Annotated in this window: 14 protein-coding genes and 1 riboswitch; of the genes, 11 read left to right on the top strand and 3 right to left on the bottom strand. The window is 62.5% G+C overall.

Annotated features, from left to right (window positions below; translation table 11 throughout):
• Window positions 1–67 precede the first annotated feature (67 nt).
• Entirely contained in the window at window positions 68–1,039 is a 972-nt protein-coding gene (tal, locus tag GKR99_19105; GenBank protein ID NKB29550.1) for a transaldolase, read from the top strand.
• A 63-nt stretch (window positions 1,040–1,102) separates the two neighbouring features.
• On the opposite strand, the gene GKR99_19100 is transcribed toward tal, so the two are convergent.
• On the bottom strand, window positions 1,103–1,843 hold the full coding sequence (locus GKR99_19100; protein NKB29549.1) for a hypothetical protein: 741 nt from the start codon (window positions 1,841–1,843) through the stop codon (window positions 1,103–1,105).
• A gap of 141 nt (window positions 1,844–1,984) precedes the next feature.
• On the opposite strand from GKR99_19100, the gene ftsY reads away from it, so the two are divergent.
• Genes ftsY through GKR99_19085 form a run of 3 tightly spaced genes read left to right on the top strand, consistent with a single transcriptional unit; the run spans window position 1,985 to window position 5,006 of the window.
• Window positions 1,985–3,493: a signal recognition particle-docking protein FtsY gene (ftsY, locus tag GKR99_19095; GenBank protein NKB29548.1), complete on the top strand. Its 1,509-nt coding sequence runs from the start codon at window positions 1,985–1,987 to the stop codon at window positions 3,491–3,493.
• A complete protein-coding gene (locus GKR99_19090; protein ID NKB29547.1) occupies window positions 3,490–4,386 on the top strand; it encodes an EamA family transporter in 897 nt (298 codons plus the stop codon). Before ftsY ends, GKR99_19090 begins: the two co-directional genes overlap by 4 nt.
• Window positions 4,387–4,400: 14 nt before the next feature.
• Window positions 4,401–5,006, top strand: a complete 606-nt coding sequence (locus tag GKR99_19085; protein NKB29546.1) for a septation protein A — start codon at window positions 4,401–4,403, stop codon at window positions 5,004–5,006.
• A gap of 59 nt (window positions 5,007–5,065) precedes the next feature.
• Here GKR99_19085 and GKR99_19080 read toward each other — a convergent pair whose 3' ends face one another.
• A complete protein-coding gene (locus GKR99_19080; GenBank protein NKB29545.1) occupies window positions 5,066–5,773 on the bottom strand; it encodes a glutathione S-transferase family protein in 708 nt (235 codons plus the stop codon).
• An 87-nt stretch (window positions 5,774–5,860) separates the two neighbouring features.
• A riboswitch (SAM riboswitch) is annotated at window positions 5,861–5,939 on the top strand.
• A 49-nt stretch (window positions 5,940–5,988) separates the two neighbouring features.
• Between GKR99_19080 and metZ the strand changes: the two genes are divergently transcribed.
• From metZ to GKR99_19065, 3 genes are all read left to right on the top strand, one after another.
• Complete coding sequence (gene metZ / locus GKR99_19075; protein ID NKB29544.1) at window positions 5,989–7,170, top strand: O-succinylhomoserine sulfhydrylase; 1,182 nt, start codon at window positions 5,989–5,991, stop codon at window positions 7,168–7,170.
• A 71-nt stretch (window positions 7,171–7,241) separates the two neighbouring features.
• Window positions 7,242–8,336 carry a GTP cyclohydrolase I FolE2 gene (locus tag GKR99_19070; GenBank protein ID NKB29543.1) on the top strand — a complete coding sequence of 365 codons (1,095 nt, stop codon included), beginning with the start codon at window positions 7,242–7,244 and terminating at the stop codon, window positions 8,334–8,336.
• A gap of 140 nt (window positions 8,337–8,476) precedes the next feature.
• The gene (locus tag GKR99_19065; protein NKB29542.1) at window positions 8,477–9,925 is read left to right on the top strand and encodes a potassium transporter TrkH; all 1,449 of its coding nucleotides are present in this window, start codon (window positions 8,477–8,479) and stop codon (window positions 9,923–9,925) included.
• 171 nt (window positions 9,926–10,096) lie between these two features.
• Here the strand turns inward: GKR99_19065 and GKR99_19060 are convergent, their stop codons facing one another.
• Entirely contained in the window at window positions 10,097–12,325 is a 2,229-nt protein-coding gene (locus tag GKR99_19060; protein ID NKB29541.1) for a hypothetical protein, read from the bottom strand.
• Between the two features lie 149 nt (window positions 12,326–12,474).
• Here GKR99_19060 and GKR99_19055 point away from each other — a divergent pair, with 149 nt between their 5' ends.
• The 4 genes from GKR99_19055 to GKR99_19040 all read left to right on the top strand — a co-directional run bounded on the left by GKR99_19055 (window position 12,475) and on the right by GKR99_19040 (window position 16,915).
• Window positions 12,475–13,401 carry a glycine--tRNA ligase subunit alpha gene (locus tag GKR99_19055; protein ID NKB29540.1) on the top strand — a complete coding sequence of 309 codons (927 nt, stop codon included), beginning with the start codon at window positions 12,475–12,477 and terminating at the stop codon, window positions 13,399–13,401.
• Window positions 13,402–13,705: 304 nt separating this feature from the next.
• Complete coding sequence (locus tag GKR99_19050; GenBank protein NKB29539.1) at window positions 13,706–14,107, top strand: hypothetical protein; 402 nt, start codon at window positions 13,706–13,708, stop codon at window positions 14,105–14,107.
• The gene (locus GKR99_19045) at window positions 14,104–14,589 is read left to right on the top strand and encodes a histidine kinase (GenBank protein NKB29538.1); all 486 of its coding nucleotides are present in this window, start codon (window positions 14,104–14,106) and stop codon (window positions 14,587–14,589) included. The genes GKR99_19050 and GKR99_19045 overlap by 4 nt, the downstream gene beginning before the upstream one ends.
• A 4-nt stretch (window positions 14,590–14,593) precedes the next feature.
• The gene (locus tag GKR99_19040) at window positions 14,594–16,915 is read left to right on the top strand and encodes a glycine--tRNA ligase subunit beta (GenBank protein NKB29537.1); all 2,322 of its coding nucleotides are present in this window, start codon (window positions 14,594–14,596) and stop codon (window positions 16,913–16,915) included.
• The last annotated feature ends 230 nt before the right edge of the window (window positions 16,916–17,145 follow it).

The following is a 17,145-nucleotide window of genomic DNA, read 5'->3' as shown; positions in this document are numbered from 1 at the left end:
GTTGCAAGCCCGCCGCCACAGGCGTATCGACAGATGAACCCAATCCTTGCCTTTGCGGAGCCTTGCCATGCCCGACACCAGCCAAACCAACAGCCACCTCGACCAATTGCGCGACATGACCGTGATCGTCGCCGATACCGGCGATATCGAGGCGATCCGCAAGGCCGAACCGATTGATGCCACGACCAACCCCTCGTTGATCCTGAAGGCCGCCAAAGTCGAAGCCTATGCGCCACTGATCGCCGAAGCAATCGCCGCCACCCAGCGCGAGGGGAAAACAGAAGACCAGATCATTGACGATGCCATCGACCGGATCACCGTCCGGTTCGGGACCGAAATCCTTGGCATCATTCCGGGGTGCGTCTCGGTCGAGGTTGACGCCCGCCTGTCCTATGACGCCGCCGCAATCGTCGCCAAAGCGCAAAAGCTGATCGGCCTGTTCGCCGATGCCGGGATCGGACCGGACCGGGTGCTGATCAAGACCGCCGCGACCTGGGAAGGCATCCGCGCCGCCGAGATTCTGGAAGGCGAGGGGATCAATTGCAACATCACGCTGCTGTTCGCCTTTGCCCAGGCGCGCGCCAGTGCCGAGGCAGGCGTCTTCCTGATCTCGCCCTTTGTGGGGCGCATCCTCGACTGGTACAAAAAGGCCAACCCGGATGTGACCTATACGGCCGAAAATGATCCCGGCGTCGCCTCGGTCACCGAGATCTACAATTACTACAAGGACCACGGCTTTGCGACCGTGGTGATGGGCGCAAGTTTCCGAAATTCCGACGAAATTCGCGCGCTTGCCGGGTGTGATCGCCTGACGATCAGCCCCGACCTTCTGGCTGAACTTGACGACGCGCAAGGCCCGCTGCCGCGCAAGCTGGAAGACAACGGTGCCTCACAAACGCCTGAACCCAAAATGACCGAGGCTGAATTCCGCTGGGAAATGAACCAGGACGCCATGGCGACCGAAAAACTGGCCGAAGGCATTCGCGGATTCGCGGGCGCGCATGATGAATTGGTCGCAATTGTCCGCAAACTTCTCTGAGGTTGCGGGCGCTCACCGCGCCCGGACGTCCCTGAGGGCACAGCATCGCAGGCCGTGCGCCGGTTACTCGGCGCGCCGCAATCGCCGCTGTTCGCGAAAATAATCCCGCGCGACGGGCAGGGTGCGAACCTCGCGGATCGGCAGCGACAGCAGGTGAAGCGGGCGCGTCAGCAGCGCCATCCAGGTCAGATTACGGCTCCAACGCAGGGCGTCGTCCCAGGTGTTGGCGCTGTCACCGGCGCGGTATCCGTCGCGCAGGGCGTCCAGTTCTGCACAGGGGCCCTGCATCGCCATCAGCCCGTTGATGAACAACAGAACCACATCGCGCGCCCGTCCCCGCGGATGATCCAGCGAAGGATGCGAACGTTCCAGATCAATGACGGTGACCCGCCCGTCGCGCCAGCACAGATCGCGAAGGGCCGGTCGCCCGTGTGTGTGGTCCATGCCATGCAACCGGGCCAGCGCCAGCCCCGCGTCGTGAAACTTGTCGCACAGCGCGTCATCTTTCTTGAACCGGCGATGAAACAGAAGGTCACGTCCGCAATCCTCGACCACGATCAACCCGGGCAGATCGACCATCAGACGCGGCACCGGCGCGCCCATCGGCCCCAGTTTGCGCAGCGCATCCCGCTCACGCTCGAACGCGGCTTCGGGGCTGCCCTTTTGCATCCGCATGCGCGGTTTCAGGGTTTCGGGGCGTTTCACCCAATAGGCCGCCCCGCCATAGCTGAACTGCTCGATCCGGCGGGTGGTATTGCGCGCGCAGTTGATCAGGCCGTCGTCGGGTGGGGTCATCTCGGTCATCGGCGCGCACATTAGGGCGCGGAATGCGAAACACAATCGCAGGATTGCCCAACGGGCTGCGTCAAATGGCCTTTTATCCGGGCTGCGGCTGACTTAGGTGGGGATGACCCCGATAACCCCGAGCATACGGACCCGCACGCCATGGCCTTTTTTCGCAAACTGAAAGACCGGCTGTTCAAGTCGTCCTCGAAGATCGAGGAGGGGCTGGACGCGATTGTCGAGGATGGCGGGGAAGTGGCCGCGCCAGAGGAGGTTGTGGAAGCGATCGACCCCGCGCCCGCTGAACCTGCGCCAGCACCAGTTGAGCCAGCGCCTACGCCCGATGAACCGGAGCAAGCGCCAGTTGAGCCAGCGCCTACGCCCATTGAACCGGAGCACGCGCAAGCGCCTGTTGAGCCAGAGTCAGAGCCAGCGAATGTCAGTCCGACGCCTGAGGCAGAGCCAGAGGCTGAGCCCGCCCCCTATGATCCCGTCGCAGACCAGGCTGAATACGACGCCCTGATGGCCGAATTAGCCACCGTCACCCCCGAACAGGCGGCAGCGGCAGAAGCAGAAATGCCCTGGGTCGACCCCGAGGGCGAAGACAGCATCGACGCATTCCTTGATGCCGAACTGGACGAGATCGAGACAGCCATTGACAAGATTGCCTCGGCAAAACAGTCCCCCGAACCCGAACCCGAACCGCAACCACAAACGGAACCGGAACCTGCACCCGAAGCGCAACCACAAACGGAATCCGCGCCCGAACCGGCCGCGAAACCGGGGTTTCTGGGCCGACTGCTGGGCCGCAAAACCGCCGCCCCGGTCATGCGCCGGGTGCTGGACGACGCCATGCTGGAAAGCCTGGAGGAATTGCTGATCACCGCCGACATGGGCGTCGATACGGCCCTGCGCGTGACGGCAAACCTTGCCGAAGGGCGGATGGGCCGCAAGATGTCGACGGAAGAAATCAAGCAGGCGCTTGCCTCGGAAATCGCGCGGATCATGGAGCCGGTGGCCCGGCCCCTGCCGATCTATCCCAAGACGCCTCAGGTGGTGCTTGTCGTCGGGGTCAACGGCTCGGGCAAGACCACGACCATCGGCAAGCTGGCCAGCCAGTTCCGCGCCGCGGGCAAGCAGGTGGTGATCGCGGCGGGCGATACTTTCCGCGCTGCGGCGGTCGAACAGCTTCAGGTCTGGGGTGATCGCGCCGGGGTGCCGGTGCTGACCGCGCCGGAAGGGACCGACCCCGCCAGCCTTGCCTTCGACGCGCTGACAAAGGCGCAGGCGGACGGCGCCGATCTGCTGATGATCGACACCGCCGGGCGGTTGCAGAACCGCGCCGATCTGATGGAGGAACTGGCCAAAATCGTTCGCGTCATCCGCAAGATCGACCCGGACGCGCCGCACAACACTCTGTTGGTGCTGGATGCGACAACGGGGCAGAATGCGCTGTCTCAGGTCGAGACGTTCCAGAAACTGTCGGACGTTAGCGGGCTGGTGATGACCAAGCTGGACGGCACCGCCAAGGGCGGTGTGTTGGTGGCGCTGGCCGATAAGTTCGGCCTGCCGATCCACGCCATCGGCGTGGGCGAACAGATCGACGACTTGCAACCTTTCGACCCCGAAGAATTCGCCGCCGCACTGACCGGGCTGGATGTTGAGGGGTGAGTGATACCCTGATCGCGCTGGCCGGCACGCCCGAGGGCGCGCGGCTGGCGACCCTGCTGGCGCTGATGTCCGCCTTTGCGCACGCGCTGTTCGGCGCGCTGCAAAAAGGCCGGCACGACCCATGGGCGACGCGCGGGGCGATTGATGCCTGGATATTTCTGCTGTCGCTGCCCGTGGCCCTGTTCCTGGTGCCCTGGCCGGAAGGACAAATCTGGTGGCTGCTGGGCGGCGCGCTGATCCTGCATATGGCCTATAAGATCGTCGTCGCGCTGTCTTACGCCCGCGCGCCCTATACCGTGTCCTACCCAATCGTGCGCGGCACCGGCCCGCTGGTCACCGTGGCGGTGGCTGCTGTGGTCTTTTCAGAACATTACGGCTGGGTGCAATGGGCGGGTGTCGGGCTGCTGTCCGGGGCGATCTTCACGTTGGCGGCGGTGAACCTGAATGCGAAATCGGTGGATGTCGCCACCCTGCGGATCGGGATTGCCTGGGCGGTGCTGGGCGGCGTTCTGGTGGCGCTCTATACCACCTACGACGCATACGGGATCCGCGCGACGGCGAATCCGTTCACCTTTCTGGCGTGGTTCTTCCTTGTCACCTCGGTTGACATGCCGGTGATCGCCTGGGTGCGTCAGCGCGGCAGGCCACCGCCGCCGCCGGGGCTGATGCTGAAGGGGTTCACCGGCGCGCTGATCGCATTTTTCAGCTTTGGTGGTGTGATGTTGGCAACCTATCTTGATAAAGTGGGTGAGGCTGCCGTGCTGCGCGAAACCTCGACCGTGTTCGCGGCGTTGATCGGCTGGTTGCTGCTGGGCGAACGGGTCGGGCGCACCCGTGCCGCGCTGATGGCATTGATCGCAGCGGGTGCCGTGTTAGTAGAGTTGGGCGGATGAACAAGGACGCAGGAATGACCGAGAAAACCATCGACCCGAAAATGAAAGCTCTGCTGGATTTCGGCCCAATCGCAGCGTTTTTTCTCGGCTACCTGACGCTGCGCGACCGCAGCTTCACCATCGGGGGGACTGAATATGACGGTTTCATCCTGATCACCGCCTGTTTCGTCCCCCTGATCGCATTGACCACCTTCCTGCTGTGGCGGCTGACCGGCGCGGTCTCGAAAATGCAGCTGGTCACGCTGGTGCTGGTGGTCGTGTTTGGCGGATTGACAGTCTGGCTGAATGACGAGCGGTTCATCAAAATGAAACCGACGATCCTCTACCTGATATTCGCAGGCATCCTGGGCTTTGGCCTGCTGCGTGGGCGAAGCTATCTGCAAACCGTAATGGACGAGATGATGCCCCTGAAACCCGAAGGCTGGATGATCCTGACCAAGCGTTTTGCGCTGTTCTTCCTTGGCCTTGCGATTGCCAACGAATTCGTCTGGCGCACCATGTCCACCGACGCCTGGGTCAACTTCAAGACCTTCGGTTTAACCCTTGCAATCTTTGGGTTTTTCATGTCGCAGGGGAAGTTGTTGCAAACCTATTCGACCGCCCCTGACGACAGTGCCTGAGGTGCGATTCGGAGCCTCCGGCGGAGGTATTTAGAGACTGATAATGGGCCGGAGTGGCGTCAGTCCTTGATCCCGAAGAACATTTTTTGCTGCTCTGGGGTCATTGGCTTGTCCGAGCGTAGCTCCTCTCCAACCTGCTGACCTTTGGCGGTTGCCGGGCGCGCGCCGACCCGGTCCAGCCAGGCGGCAAAGTTCGGTTTGTCATCCAGCGTCTGTTCCTGACCTTCCCATCCCTTTGCCCAGGGCCAGATGGCCATGTCGGCGATGGAATAGAAATCCCCGGCGACGAAATCCTGACCTTCAAGTTGTGTGTCAAGAACGCCGTACAAACGCTCGACTTCATTGCGATACCGATCCTGCGAATAGGGCAGAACCTGCAGTGGCGTCAGGGTGGGGCTGTATTTCAGAAAGTGGTGCGCCTGACCCGCCATCGGGCCTACGCCGCCCATTTGCCACATCAGCCATTGATCGACGGCGATGCGGTCCCGTTCCGTCGCGCCGCAGAATTGCCCGGTCTTACGGGCGAGGTATTGCAGAATCGCGCCACTTTCGAAGATCGAGATGGGTTTGCCATCCGGCCCGTCGGGATCAATGATCGCGGGCATCCGGTTGTTGGGCGAAAAGGCCAGGAATTCGGGCGCGAACTGGTCGCCTTGATTGATATTGATCGGATGGATTTCATAGGGCAGGCCCATTTCTTCCAGTGCGATGGTGATCTTGCGGCCGTTCGGGGTGGGCCAGAAATATAGGGCGATCGGGTCTGTCATGGGATCCTCCGGGATTGACCACCAACATGGGCGACGCGTCGCCAAGTGCAAGGGGCCTTGACCTTGCTGTGACATCGGCGCATTCAATACGGGCTTCGTGGCGATTTGTTCACCGGATTGCGGGCCACGTAAAACATTCCGCTAAAGAGGTCAGGGTCAGTGCCCCCGACGCTCAACCGCGGTGGGGGTTTTCTTGTGGGAAAGGACTGCACCCCATGACTGATAACTGGAACGACAAGACCAAACTGGTTCACGCCGGCGTACGGCGTTCAGGCTATGGCGAGGTTTCCGAGGCGATCTTCCTGACCCAGGGTTTCGTCTATGACTCCGCCGAGATGGCCGAGGCGCGGTTCATCGAATCCGGCCCGGATGAGTTCATCTATGCCCGCTATGGCAACCCCACTGTGCGGATGTTCGAAGACCGCATCGCCGCGCTGGAAGGGACCGAGGACGCCTTTGCCACTGCCAGCGGCATGGCGGCTGTGAACGGGGCGCTGGTTTCGATGCTGAAGGCGGGGGATCGCGTGGTGTCGTCGCGCGCGCTGTTCGGGTCGTGCCTGTATATTCTGGAAGACGTATTGCCGCGTTTCGGGGTCGAGGTTGAGTTTGTCGACGGCACCGATCTGGCGGCCTGGGAAAAGGCCGTGACGCCCGGCACCAAGGCGGTGTTCTTCGAGTCAATTGCGAACCCCACGCTGGAACTGATTGATATAAAATCGGTTTGCGACATTGCGCATAAGGCAGGCGCGACGGTTGTGGTGGACAATGTCTTCTCGACACCAATGTTTGCGCGCCCCCTGGATCTCGGCGCGGATGTCATCGTTTATTCCGCAACCAAACATATCGACGGGCAGGGCCGTGTTCTGGGCGGTGTCGTTCTTGGCACGCAGGAGTTCATTCGAAAGACGCTGGAGCCCTATCTGAAGCACACTGGCGGCGCGCTCAGCCCGTTCAATGCCTGGGTGCTGCTTAAGGGTATGGAAACGCTGGATCTGCGCTGTCGGGCACAGGCGGCTTCGGCCCAGGCGATTGCCGAAGCGTTGGAGGGCGACGCGCGGTTGAACCGGGTGATCTTTCCGCATCTGGCCAGCCACCCGCAATACGACCTGGCGCGCCGGCAGATGTCGGCGGGCGGAACGGTCCTGTCGCTGGATATCAAAGGCGGCAAGGACGCAGCGTTCCGGGTGCTGAACGCGCTGAAGATCGTCACAATCTCGAACAACCTTGGCGACGCGAAAAGCATCGTCACCCATCCGGCGACGACAACGCATCAGCGGCTGACCGAAGAACTGCGCGCGACGCTGGGGATCACGCAGGGGCTGATCCGTCTGTCCGTGGGGCTCGAGGATCTGGACGACCTGATCGGTGATCTGAAACAGGCGCTGGACGCGATCTGAGGCGATTGTCATGGAAATGACACCCTGAACCGCCTATCTGGTCACAAGATCATTTTGCAGGAGGGGCCGCGATGACCCTCGATACGCCCAAGGCCGAGGTTGACCGCGACGGCGCAGAACGTGCGCTCAGCACGCTGCGCGACTGGGCCAGCACCGCAACCCCGGAAGAGGTTGCCGCGCTGGATCCGGCGATTGCCCGGTTGCTGCCTGACTCGGCGGTTACAAATTATCCAGATCTGGCAAGGGATTACCCGGCGGAGTTCACGCCGGATGCGAATTACCTCGCCTCGATGCCAGATTTGCAGAACGGTCCGACCTCGCTGATCCGGGGGGCGCATAAGGCGATCCAGCACGTTGGAATTTCCAACTTCCGCTTGCCGATTCGGTATCGCACGCGCGATGGCGGCGACGTGACGCTGGAGACCAGCGTGACCGGCACCGTCAGCCTGGAAGGCACCCGCAAAGGCATCAACATGTCGCGGATCATGCGGACGTTCTATGCCCATGCGGAAAGCGATTTCAGCTTTCGCGTGATGTCGGCGGCACTTGATGACACCAAGGCTGATCACGACAGCATTGATGCGCGCCTGCAGATGCGGTTTGCGTTCCCGACGCGGGTTGCAAGCCTGCGCTCCGGCCTGTCTGGGTTCCAGTATTACGACATCGCGATGGAGCTGATCGAACGCGCCGGGGTGCGCCGCCGGGTGTACCATTTCGATTATGTCTATTCGTCGACCTGCCCATGTTCGCTGGAACTGTCGGAGCATGCCCGCCAGCATCGCGTGCAATTGGCGACGCCGCATTCGCAACGTTCAGTAGCGCGGATTTCAATGGAATTGGTCAGCGACAGCCGGGTCTGGTTCGAAGACCTGATCGACCTGTGCCGGGCCGCTGTGCCAACGGAAACCCAAGTCATGGTCAAGCGCGAGGATGAGCAGGCGTTCGCAGAGCTCAACGCCGCCAATCCGATGTTCGTGGAAGATGCGGCACGGCTGTTTGCGGACCGGCTTCTGGCGGACAACCGGATCGGCGATTTCCGCGTGGTCGCCAGCCATCTGGAAAGCCTGCACAGCCATGACGCAGTCTCGATCCTGACCGAGGGTGAGACGTTTGCGAACGAAAGCATTGATCCGCGATTGTTTGATACGCTGGTGCCACGGGGATAATGCGGACAATCAGACGCCCGCCTGGCGCCTTTCGGGCTTGATTTCTGGCGGATGAAGATGGCTCTGAATTCCGCGCTGGAGAGCGTTCAAACACCGCTCTGTGTTGACACCGTCCCGCGCCCGGCCCAAGCCTGCGCCCCATGATTGATCTGCGTCCAGTCGGTTATGTCGTCGGTCTGATGGTTGCGATCCTCGGGGCGTCGATGCTGATCCCGATGGCGCTGGACTGGTGGATGGCGAACGGCCACGCCACGGTCTTCCTGGTCTCGGCGATAATCACGGCACTGATTGGCGGGCTGGTGGCACTTGCGTCCTCTAACGGGGTCGGGCCGCGCCTGTCGATCCAACAGACCTTTCTGCTGACCACCGGCGTCTGGCTGGCGCTGCCGGTTTTCGGCGCTGTGCCCTTTGCCTTTGGCCCCGGTGAGGTGCGCCCCGTCGATGCGTTTTTCGAGGCGATGTCAGGGCTGACGACCACCGGGTCCACGGTCTTCACCGATATCGAATTGCTGCCCGAAGGCGTGCGGCTGTGGCGGGCCATGCTGCAATGGTTCGGCGGCATCGGGATCATTGTTGTGGTGATGGTGTTCCTGCCGGAATTGCGCGTGGGCGGCATGCAGATCTTCCGATCCGAAGGCTTTGACACATTCGGCAAGATCCTGCCCCGCGCGACCGAGATCGCACAGCGGATCTCGGTCATATACGCCGGGCTGACGCTGGCTTGTGTTCTGGCCTATCTGGGGCTTGGAATGGGGCCGCTGGATGCGATTTGCCACGCGATGACCACCATCGCGACCGGGGGGTTTGCCAATTACGACAGCAGCTTTGCCGACTTCGGCAACGGCATCGAATACGCCGCTGCGGTATTCATGCTGTTGGCCGCACTTCCCTTCGTGCGATTTGTCCAGCTGGCCGCAGGCAGCGCGCAACCATTGCTGAGCGATCCGCAGATCCGCGCCTTCTTTGGCATTGCTTTGGTGCTGGTGCTGGCGATGACCCTGTGGCTGTGGGTGTCATCCCCACTGACCGGAGAGGTCGGGTTCAGGAAGGCGCTGTTCAACATCGTCTCGATCCTGACGGGCACCGGATACGCCAGTGCCGATTACGACCATTGGGGCGCCTTCCCGGTGGTGCTGTTTTTCTTCGTCGGGCTGATTGGCGGCTGCGCTGGTTCGACCAGCTGTTCGATCAAGGTGTTCCGCTATCAACTTCTGATCTCGGCGATCAAGGCGCAGGTGCGGCTGATCCATTCGCCGCATGGGATATTTTCGCCGCGCTATGGTGGCCGGTCGGTGGGCGAGGATGTGTTGTCTTCGGTCATGGCGTTTTTAGTGCTGTTCGTGGTCACACTCGGCGTCGTCGCCGTATTGCTGAGTTCGACCGGGCTGGACTTCATCACCTCGGTATCCGGCGCGGCGGCAGCATTGGCCAATATTGGCCCCGGATTGGGGCCTGAGATTGGGCCATCAGGCAACTTCAAGGGGCTGGGTGATACGGCCAAATGGATCCTGATCGCCGCGATGCTAATCGGGCGGCTGGAACTGATGGCCGTCTATGTGCTGTTCACACTGAAATTCTGGCGGACCTGACGGCGCGGGCGTTGGGGGCGGGATTGCCGCGATGCTGATGTATCGGGGGATTGAGGATGCCGGGGGTCATCCATCTTCTTGCTCGTCATCTGGCGCGCCACAAAGGTGGCGCGGTTGCGCATTTCCGACAGGACTGGCCCGGTGCGCGCCAAAGGTGCTTGGCGTGTGCGCCTACTTCCAGCAGCTCACCAGAACGGTCATCCCGATGGCCTGGCGGGTCAGATCTTCGGGCGGGATCGGGGCGTCCGCGCTGGCCGCTGCCGGATCGCCACCTGCATTGGACAGGAAGGTCGCAATCGCGGCCGCGCCTGTGGCAAAGCTGACGTCGGGGGGCAGTTGCTGGCCCGTGGCACTGCTGGTCGGGACCAGCATTCCGATGACGGCGCCGGAATTGTCGAACACCGGCCCGCCCGCGTCGCCGGGCTGTGTTGCCAGTGCCAGGCGGGCCAGCGTGTCATTGCCGTCCAGCCCGCGAATGTCGGCCAGCTGACCAAAGGTCATCGTCGGCGTGCCCAGGACACCGCCATAGCTGTAGCCTGCCACCGAAACTTCGGATTGCAGGCGTGGCGCGCCGGGGCGGAAGCGGGCGATGCGGGTCGGTGACAAGGGGTTAGCGGGCGTCAGCAAGACAAGCCCCAGATCATCGTCAACGGTGGCGACCGTGGCGTCGGATTCGCTGTCCAGCGTGATGCGGGTGCAGCTGTCCACGGCCTCGGTCGTGGTCAGGACCGATCCGGCGCGGTCGACGTAGAAACCAGACCGGGTGATCGCGGGTCGGCGGATTTTCAGGCCCGCGACCAGATCGATCGACTGATCCTCTCCGGTGACATCGGGCAACACGCCGTCCAGCCGGGTAAAGCTGGCGCGCATGTTTTCCAGCACCCGCAAGCGGCGTTTTTCGTCGCCGATGGGCCAGATCAGGGTATAGCCCTTGATCTCTCCGTTCTCCAACTCGGCATAGGTTTCCGAGATGATGCGGCTGTCCTGACCTTCCAGCCGGAAAGAGCTGTTGCCGCGATCGCGCAAGCCTTCGGGCGGCACGATTTCCAGCGTCTGCATGATGTCGTAGAGGCCATAAAGGCTGGCCTGATCACCGCTTTGGCTGATCAGGATGACGCGGGTCGGGTCGCCCTCGGTCACCGGATCGTAATGGGCGAAGGGCGGCACATAGCGGTCAAACCTGACCAAGGCAGTGGGCATGTTGACCGAGATTCCGGCGCGTGCGTCCGTCACCAGAGCCAGGTCGAGGCCGTCCAGAATTGCGTTATAATCGGCAATCAGCCGCCCGCGCTGAGCTGTGGTCAGAACGCCGGTCGGCTCGATCCCTTTGGATTCCTGCCAGGCGGACATGGCGCGGCGGCTGATCCGGCCAAGCGCGCCGTCGATACCGCCATCATAGTAACCTTCCCATTTCAGGGCGGTCTGGAGCAGCTTCTTTGCCTCTTTTGTCAGTTCCTTTTCGCTGGCGCGGGCCTCTTCGACGGTTTCATCCGGCACAGGTGGCGCCGGCGGGTCGAGTGGTACGGCGGCGGCGGTGTCGCTGCTGTCGGTTGCTGCATCCGCGCCGGACGCCGACGCGATATCGGCAGCGATGGCGGCTGCGGCGGCGTTCGCCTCGGCTTCGGCGGCTTCTGCCGCGGCGGCGGCTGCAATTTCAGCGGCTGCGGCGGCTTCGGCTTCGGCCTGTGCCGCTGCCTGGGCTGCGGCCTGATCTGCGGCTTCAGCCTCGGCGCGGGCGGCGTCTTCGGCAGCAGCTTCTGCGGCGGCCTGTGCTGCGGCTTCCGCAGCCTCGGCTTCGGCGGCTTCCAGGGCCAGTTGCTGTTCCTGCGCCTCGATCGCGGCGGCAAGTTCAGAATCGGCGGTGCCCTCGACCGGGTCTTCGGTCGCAGCGGTATCCGTGGTCGCAGAATCAGCGTCCGTCTCGCTGATGTCGGTGGAAACGATGGCTCCGTCACCGGCCTCGTCGGAGCCTTCGGCAGGCTGCGCATCATCCAGCAGGCTGATTTCTACATCCTCGGGCGAGGCACTGTCGGCTGTTCCGCTGACGGTCGCGCCGCCAGCGCTGACCCCGGCGCGGGGCCAGAATTGTGCTTCGAATGTGCCACCATCGGACAGAAAGCTGTCGCGCGGGATCAGGTTGGCGCCGATCAGGCGCGACATCTCATCCTCGGCCTGGTCAGGCGGGAATGGGCCGACGACCAGCGCGAACCAGCCCGATGTGCCAAGCTGATATCCGGCCAGCGGCAAATCCTGCCCGCCATAGCTTTCGGCGCGCGACTCAGCGGTGCTGACCCTTGGGTATGCCTCAATCTGAATCCAGGCGCTGTCCTGCGCCGATACCTGCGAACCAAGGCCGAACACGAAAAGCGTGATGACCCAGAAAATACGATGAATGCTCAACCTGTCTTACCTCAATACGTCTAAGTTGCGTGTTTGCGCCGACAATATCATGCGCGTCGACGGATGCACGTACTTCCTGAGCGTCCGGCGATGGACAAGGTTGGATGTGTTGCCTATGCAGAACGCGCCTTCTGACTGGGTCGCAAAACATGCCTGAATCGTTCAAAAAACCGCGCAGCTTTCAAGAGATCATCCTGCGCCTGCAGGCCTATTGGGCCGGGCAGGGCTGCGCGATCCTGCAGCCCTATGATATGGAGGTTGGTGCGGGCACCTTTCACCCGGCGACCACTTTGCGCGCGCTGGGCCCGAAGCCTTGGGCGGCGGCCTATGTCCAGCCCTCGCGCCGGCCAACCGACGGGCGTTATGGCGACAGTCCGAACCGCTGGCAGCATTATTACCAGTTTCAGGTCATCATCAAACCCAGCCCGCCGGATTTGCAGGCGCTGTACCTTGGGTCGCTCGACGCTATCGGGATCGATAGTGCGATCCACGATATCCGCTTTGTCGAGGATGACTGGGAGAGCCCGACGCTGGGCGCCTGGGGCCTGGGCTGGGAGGTTTGGTGCGACGGGATGGAGGTCAGCCAGTTCACCTATTTCCAGCAGGTCGCGGGCCATGATTGCGCGCCGGTTTCTGGCGAACTGACCTATGGTCTGGAACGCCTCGCGATGTACGTCCTCGGTTTCGACGACGGCAACAAGATGCCGTTCAACGACCCCGACGATCCGATCCCGCTGACCTATGGCGATGTGTTTCAGGAGGCCGAGGCGCAATACGCCCGCTGGAATTTCGACGTGGCCGACACCGGCGCGCTGGAACAGCACTTCAAAGATGCCGAGGCCGAGGTTGCGCGCATCCTCGACCAAGCGCCCGTTGATCCGAAAACCGGACGCACGATTGTAATGGCCCAGCCCGCCTATGATCAGGCGATTAAGGCGAGCCACCTGTTCAACCTGCTGGATGCGCGCGGCGTCATCTCGGTCACTGAACGGCAGGCTTATATCGGGCGGGTGCGCGCACTGACCAAGGCCTGCGCGGATGCCTGGCTGGACACAGCGGCGGGCGGCGCAGCTTGAAAACGCTGTCGCGCATATTGCCAAAACCTGCCGTCATGTTCCTGCTGCAAAACCTGGAACATCGCGACACGGATTTGGGGCGTCGGGCGCGGCGGCGGCTGGGCCGGCTGCGGCGGCGCGCCTCTGTCCAGGCGTTCGACAGACATATTGCGCGTCTGAAACAGGGTGATACCTGCATGGATTGCGGTGCCAATGTCGGCGTGGTCACGAAACAGCTGGCCGCAACCGGCGCGACAGTCCACGCTTATGAACCTGACCCCGATACGTTCCGACAGTTACGCGAAAACGTCGACCATTTGCCCAATTGTCGCTGCACCAGGTCGCCCTGGCAAGCAAGCCGGGTCACGCAACCCTGCGCCGCGTTCATGAAGCGCTCGGCACGCCCCAACAGCGCAGCCAGGCATCGTCGATATATTTCAGCGATCCGGAGCAGTTCGTCGAAGACGGCGTCAAGGTGGAACAGCGCGCCTTCGCGGATGAGGTTGCGCGCCTTGGCGGCAATGTGGCGCTGGTCAAGATGGATATCGAAGGGGCAGAGTTCGACATTCTGCCCCAGATATTTGCCGATCCGGCGCGGCAGGGCTTTGACGCGCTGTTCGTGGAAACGCACGAGCGTATGAAGCCGTCGCAAACCCCCGTCGTCGCACAGATGCGGCGTGACGCGGCAAAACTGTCCAAGCCGTTTATCAGTCTGGACTGGCCATGACCGGCAAACTGGTGGCAAGCGGGATCGTTCTGGCGGCGCTGATCGGCGGCGCAGCCATGTGGTATTTGCAGGTCTATGGCTATTATCGCGAGGTTGCGCTGGGGCAGGGCGGGCTGAAAGACGGGCTGACCACGATCCAGTTGGTCGATGCGGCGGGCGAATATGTGGCGCTGGACCCGAAAGCGTTTCAGGGCATCACCTCGGACAGCTCTCCGATCCGGTTCCGGGGGTGCATGACGCTGGATGACCCGGAAGCGGCGATTGCCATGGCCCCGCCTGCAAAAGATGCCGAACCGCTGGTCGCGCCGTTCTGGTTTGACTGCTTTGACGCAGTGGCCATCGGCGGTGATCTGGAAGCAGGGCGCGCCACCGCGATCATGGCCGAGGAAAATATCGAGGACGGCATCGACCGGGTGCTGGCCATTTACCCTGATGGGCGGGCCTTTGCCTGGCATCAGTTGAACGCGACTTTCAGGAAGTGAACCGATGCCGGATCTGTTGATCGAACTCTTTTCCGAGGAAATCCCCGCCCGGATGCAGGCGCGCGCCAGCGATGATCTGAAGCGGTTGGTGACAGACGGTCTGGTTGCGGCTGGTCTGACCTATGCCAGCGCCGCCGCCTTCGCGACGCCCCGCCGGTTGTGCCTGACGGTTGAGGGGCTGAGCGATCGGTCCGCCGACACCCGTGAAGAACGCAAAGGCCCGCGCGTCGATGCGCCCGAAAAGGCGGTCGAGGGGTTCTTGCGCTCCACCAGGCTGACCAGGGACCAGTTGGAGGCGCGGGACGACAAGAAGGGGCAGGTCTGGTTCGCGGTGATCGCCAAGCCCGGGCGCGACGCGGGAGAGATTGTGGCCGAGGTGTTGGAGGCCACGGTGCGCGGCTTTCCCTGGCCCAAATCGATGCGCTGGGGCGCGGGGCCACTGAAATGGGTGCGTCCGCTACATTCGATCCTGTGCATCCTGAGTGATGAGGGCGGGGCGGAGGTCGTGCCGCTGACCATCGACGGGATCACGGCTGGTGACAGTACCGAAGGGCATCGCTTCATGGTGCCGGGGCAGTTTTCTGTCACGGGGTTCGAGGATTATGAGGCGAAGCTGAAGCGCGCCAACGTGATGCTGCGCCCTGAGGAACGGGCCGAGGCGATCTGGAACGACGCCACGCAACAGGCGTTTGCGCGGGGCCTTGAAGTGGTTGAGGATAAGGGCCTGCTGGCAGAGGTTGCCGGGCTGGTCGAATGGCCGGTGGTGCTGCTGGGCGCGATTGACGCGGCGTTTCTGGGGCTTCCAGCAGAGGTGCTTCAAACCTCGATGAAAGAGCATCAGAAATTCTTCTCGGTCCGGAACCCGAAGTCGGGGCGGATCGAGGGCTATGTGACCGTCGCGAACCGGGAAACCTCGGATGATGGTGCGACGATCCTTGAAGGTAACGGGCGGGTGCTGTCGGCACGTCTGGCCGATGGCGCGTTCTTCTGGGAGAACGACCTGCGCGTCGCCAAGGCGGGTATGGACGAGTGGCGCGCGGCGCTGGAAAACGTGACGTTCCACGCCAAGCTGGGGTCACAGGCGGAACGGGTGGACCGGATCGCCGCGCTGGCGAAGGAAATCGCGCCGAGCGTCGGGGCGAATCCGGATGATGCTGCGGAGGCGGCACGGCTGGCCAAGCTCGATCTGGCGTCCGAAATGGTCTATGAATTCCCGGAACTTCAAGGGGTTATGGGGCGGTACTACGCGGAAGCGTCCGGTGCCTCGGCAGAGGTCGCGGCGGTGGCGCAGGACCACTACGCCCCCCTCGGCCCGTCCGACGATGTGCCCACCGCCCCGCTGAGCGTCGCCGTAGCGCTGGCCGACAAGATCGACACGCTGACCGGGTTCTGGGCGATTGATGAGAAGCCGACCGGCAGCAAGGACCCCTATGCACTAAGGCGGGCCGCGCTGGGGGTTATTCGGTTGGTTTTGCAAGACCGTCGAGATGATCGTTCAGTGAGTTGGGAAACGGTCAGACCAATTGCTGTTCGCATTCGTGCTGATATGGATGTCGCGAACGAAAAAGAGAAGATTGCAGAAGAACTGATTAGTAACAGTGCACTATCGGATGCATTGCAACCAAACAAGCAATTTGGCGTCGGCACATTTTATCAGGCACTGACAAAAACGGCACTGGCCGATGATCTGAATGTAGCAGGCGAGAGTGCAACAGAGCTGTTGGCAAAACTTAAAACTCATCATGCAAATCTTGTTGCCGAATTTAAAAATCAACATGTGCAAGAACTTTCTCAAGCGACCGACAGCCTCCTCGCCTTCCTCCACGACCGCCTGAAAACCTACCTCCGCGACCGGGGCATTCGCCATGACGTCATCGACGCCTGCCTGGCCATGCCACAGGCGGACAACCTGACCCTGTTGGTCAAACGGGCGGAGGCTCTGTCGGAGACCCTCAAGACCGACGACGGGGAAAACCTCGTGCAGGGGTTCAAGCGGGCCAACAATATTCTGGCGCAGGCTGAGGACGCGGACGGGGTGGAATACTCCTACGGTGCCGACCCGAAGTTCGCCGAGACCGAGGAAGAACGCGCCCTGTTCGCCGCCCTCGACGCCGCCGAGGCCAAAATTGCCCCGGCGATGGAGGCCGAGGATTTCGGCGCCGCGATGACCGCCATGGCCGGACTGCGCGCCCCGATTGACGGGTTCTTCGATGCTGTTCAGGTGAACGCCGACAGTCAGGTCCTGCGCCGCAACCGCCTGAACCTGCTCAGCCGGATCAGGACGATCTGCCTGAGTGTCGCCGACCTGACCAAGCTGGACGGGTAGGGGCCGCGGGCAAGCCGGGTGAGCGTCTGTCTGGGGGTAGGCGTTCACGCCGGGTGCGTTGGGCAATTTATGGCGCCGCGTTAGCCTGAAGGTCTGTGAATAGCGATCCGTCGCGAAAGCGCCTGCCCGCCGGGCAGACAGGCGCTCGCCCGGCGCCCTGACGGGCTTGATCCGGGGCGAAAAGGAACGGTCGGCGACGGTCACTTCGCGCCGTTCAAAAAAACAATGAT

This window comes from Paracoccaceae bacterium (genome assembly GCA_012103375.1).
Lineage (GTDB): Bacteria > Pseudomonadota > Alphaproteobacteria > Rhodobacterales > Rhodobacteraceae > WLWX01.
The sequence above is the reverse complement of the archived record's forward strand: the minus strand, read 5'-3'. Positions and strand labels throughout refer to the sequence as shown.

Excerpts from the sequence above, each read along its gene's own strand:
- tal (NKB29550.1), top strand. The coding sequence starts at position 68 with ATGCCCGACACCAGCCAAACCAACAGCCACCTCGACCAATTGCGCGAC.
- GKR99_19100 (NKB29549.1), bottom strand. The coding sequence starts at position 1,843 with ATGACCGAGATGACCCCACCCGACGACGGCCTGATCAACTGCGCGCGC.
- ftsY (NKB29548.1), top strand. The coding sequence starts at position 1,985 with ATGGCCTTTTTTCGCAAACTGAAAGACCGGCTGTTCAAGTCGTCCTCG.
- GKR99_19085 (NKB29546.1), top strand. The coding sequence starts at position 4,401 with ATGACCGAGAAAACCATCGACCCGAAAATGAAAGCTCTGCTGGATTTC.
- GKR99_19080 (NKB29545.1), bottom strand. The coding sequence starts at position 5,773 with ATGACAGACCCGATCGCCCTATATTTCTGGCCCACCCCGAACGGCCGC.
- metZ (NKB29544.1), top strand. The coding sequence starts at position 5,989 with ATGACTGATAACTGGAACGACAAGACCAAACTGGTTCACGCCGGCGTA.
- GKR99_19070 (NKB29543.1), top strand. The coding sequence starts at position 7,242 with ATGACCCTCGATACGCCCAAGGCCGAGGTTGACCGCGACGGCGCAGAA.
- GKR99_19065 (NKB29542.1), top strand. The coding sequence starts at position 8,477 with ATGATTGATCTGCGTCCAGTCGGTTATGTCGTCGGTCTGATGGTTGCG.
- GKR99_19055 (NKB29540.1), top strand. The coding sequence starts at position 12,475 with ATGCCTGAATCGTTCAAAAAACCGCGCAGCTTTCAAGAGATCATCCTG.
- GKR99_19045 (NKB29538.1), top strand. The coding sequence starts at position 14,104 with ATGACCGGCAAACTGGTGGCAAGCGGGATCGTTCTGGCGGCGCTGATC.
- GKR99_19040 (NKB29537.1), top strand. The coding sequence starts at position 14,594 with ATGCCGGATCTGTTGATCGAACTCTTTTCCGAGGAAATCCCCGCCCGG.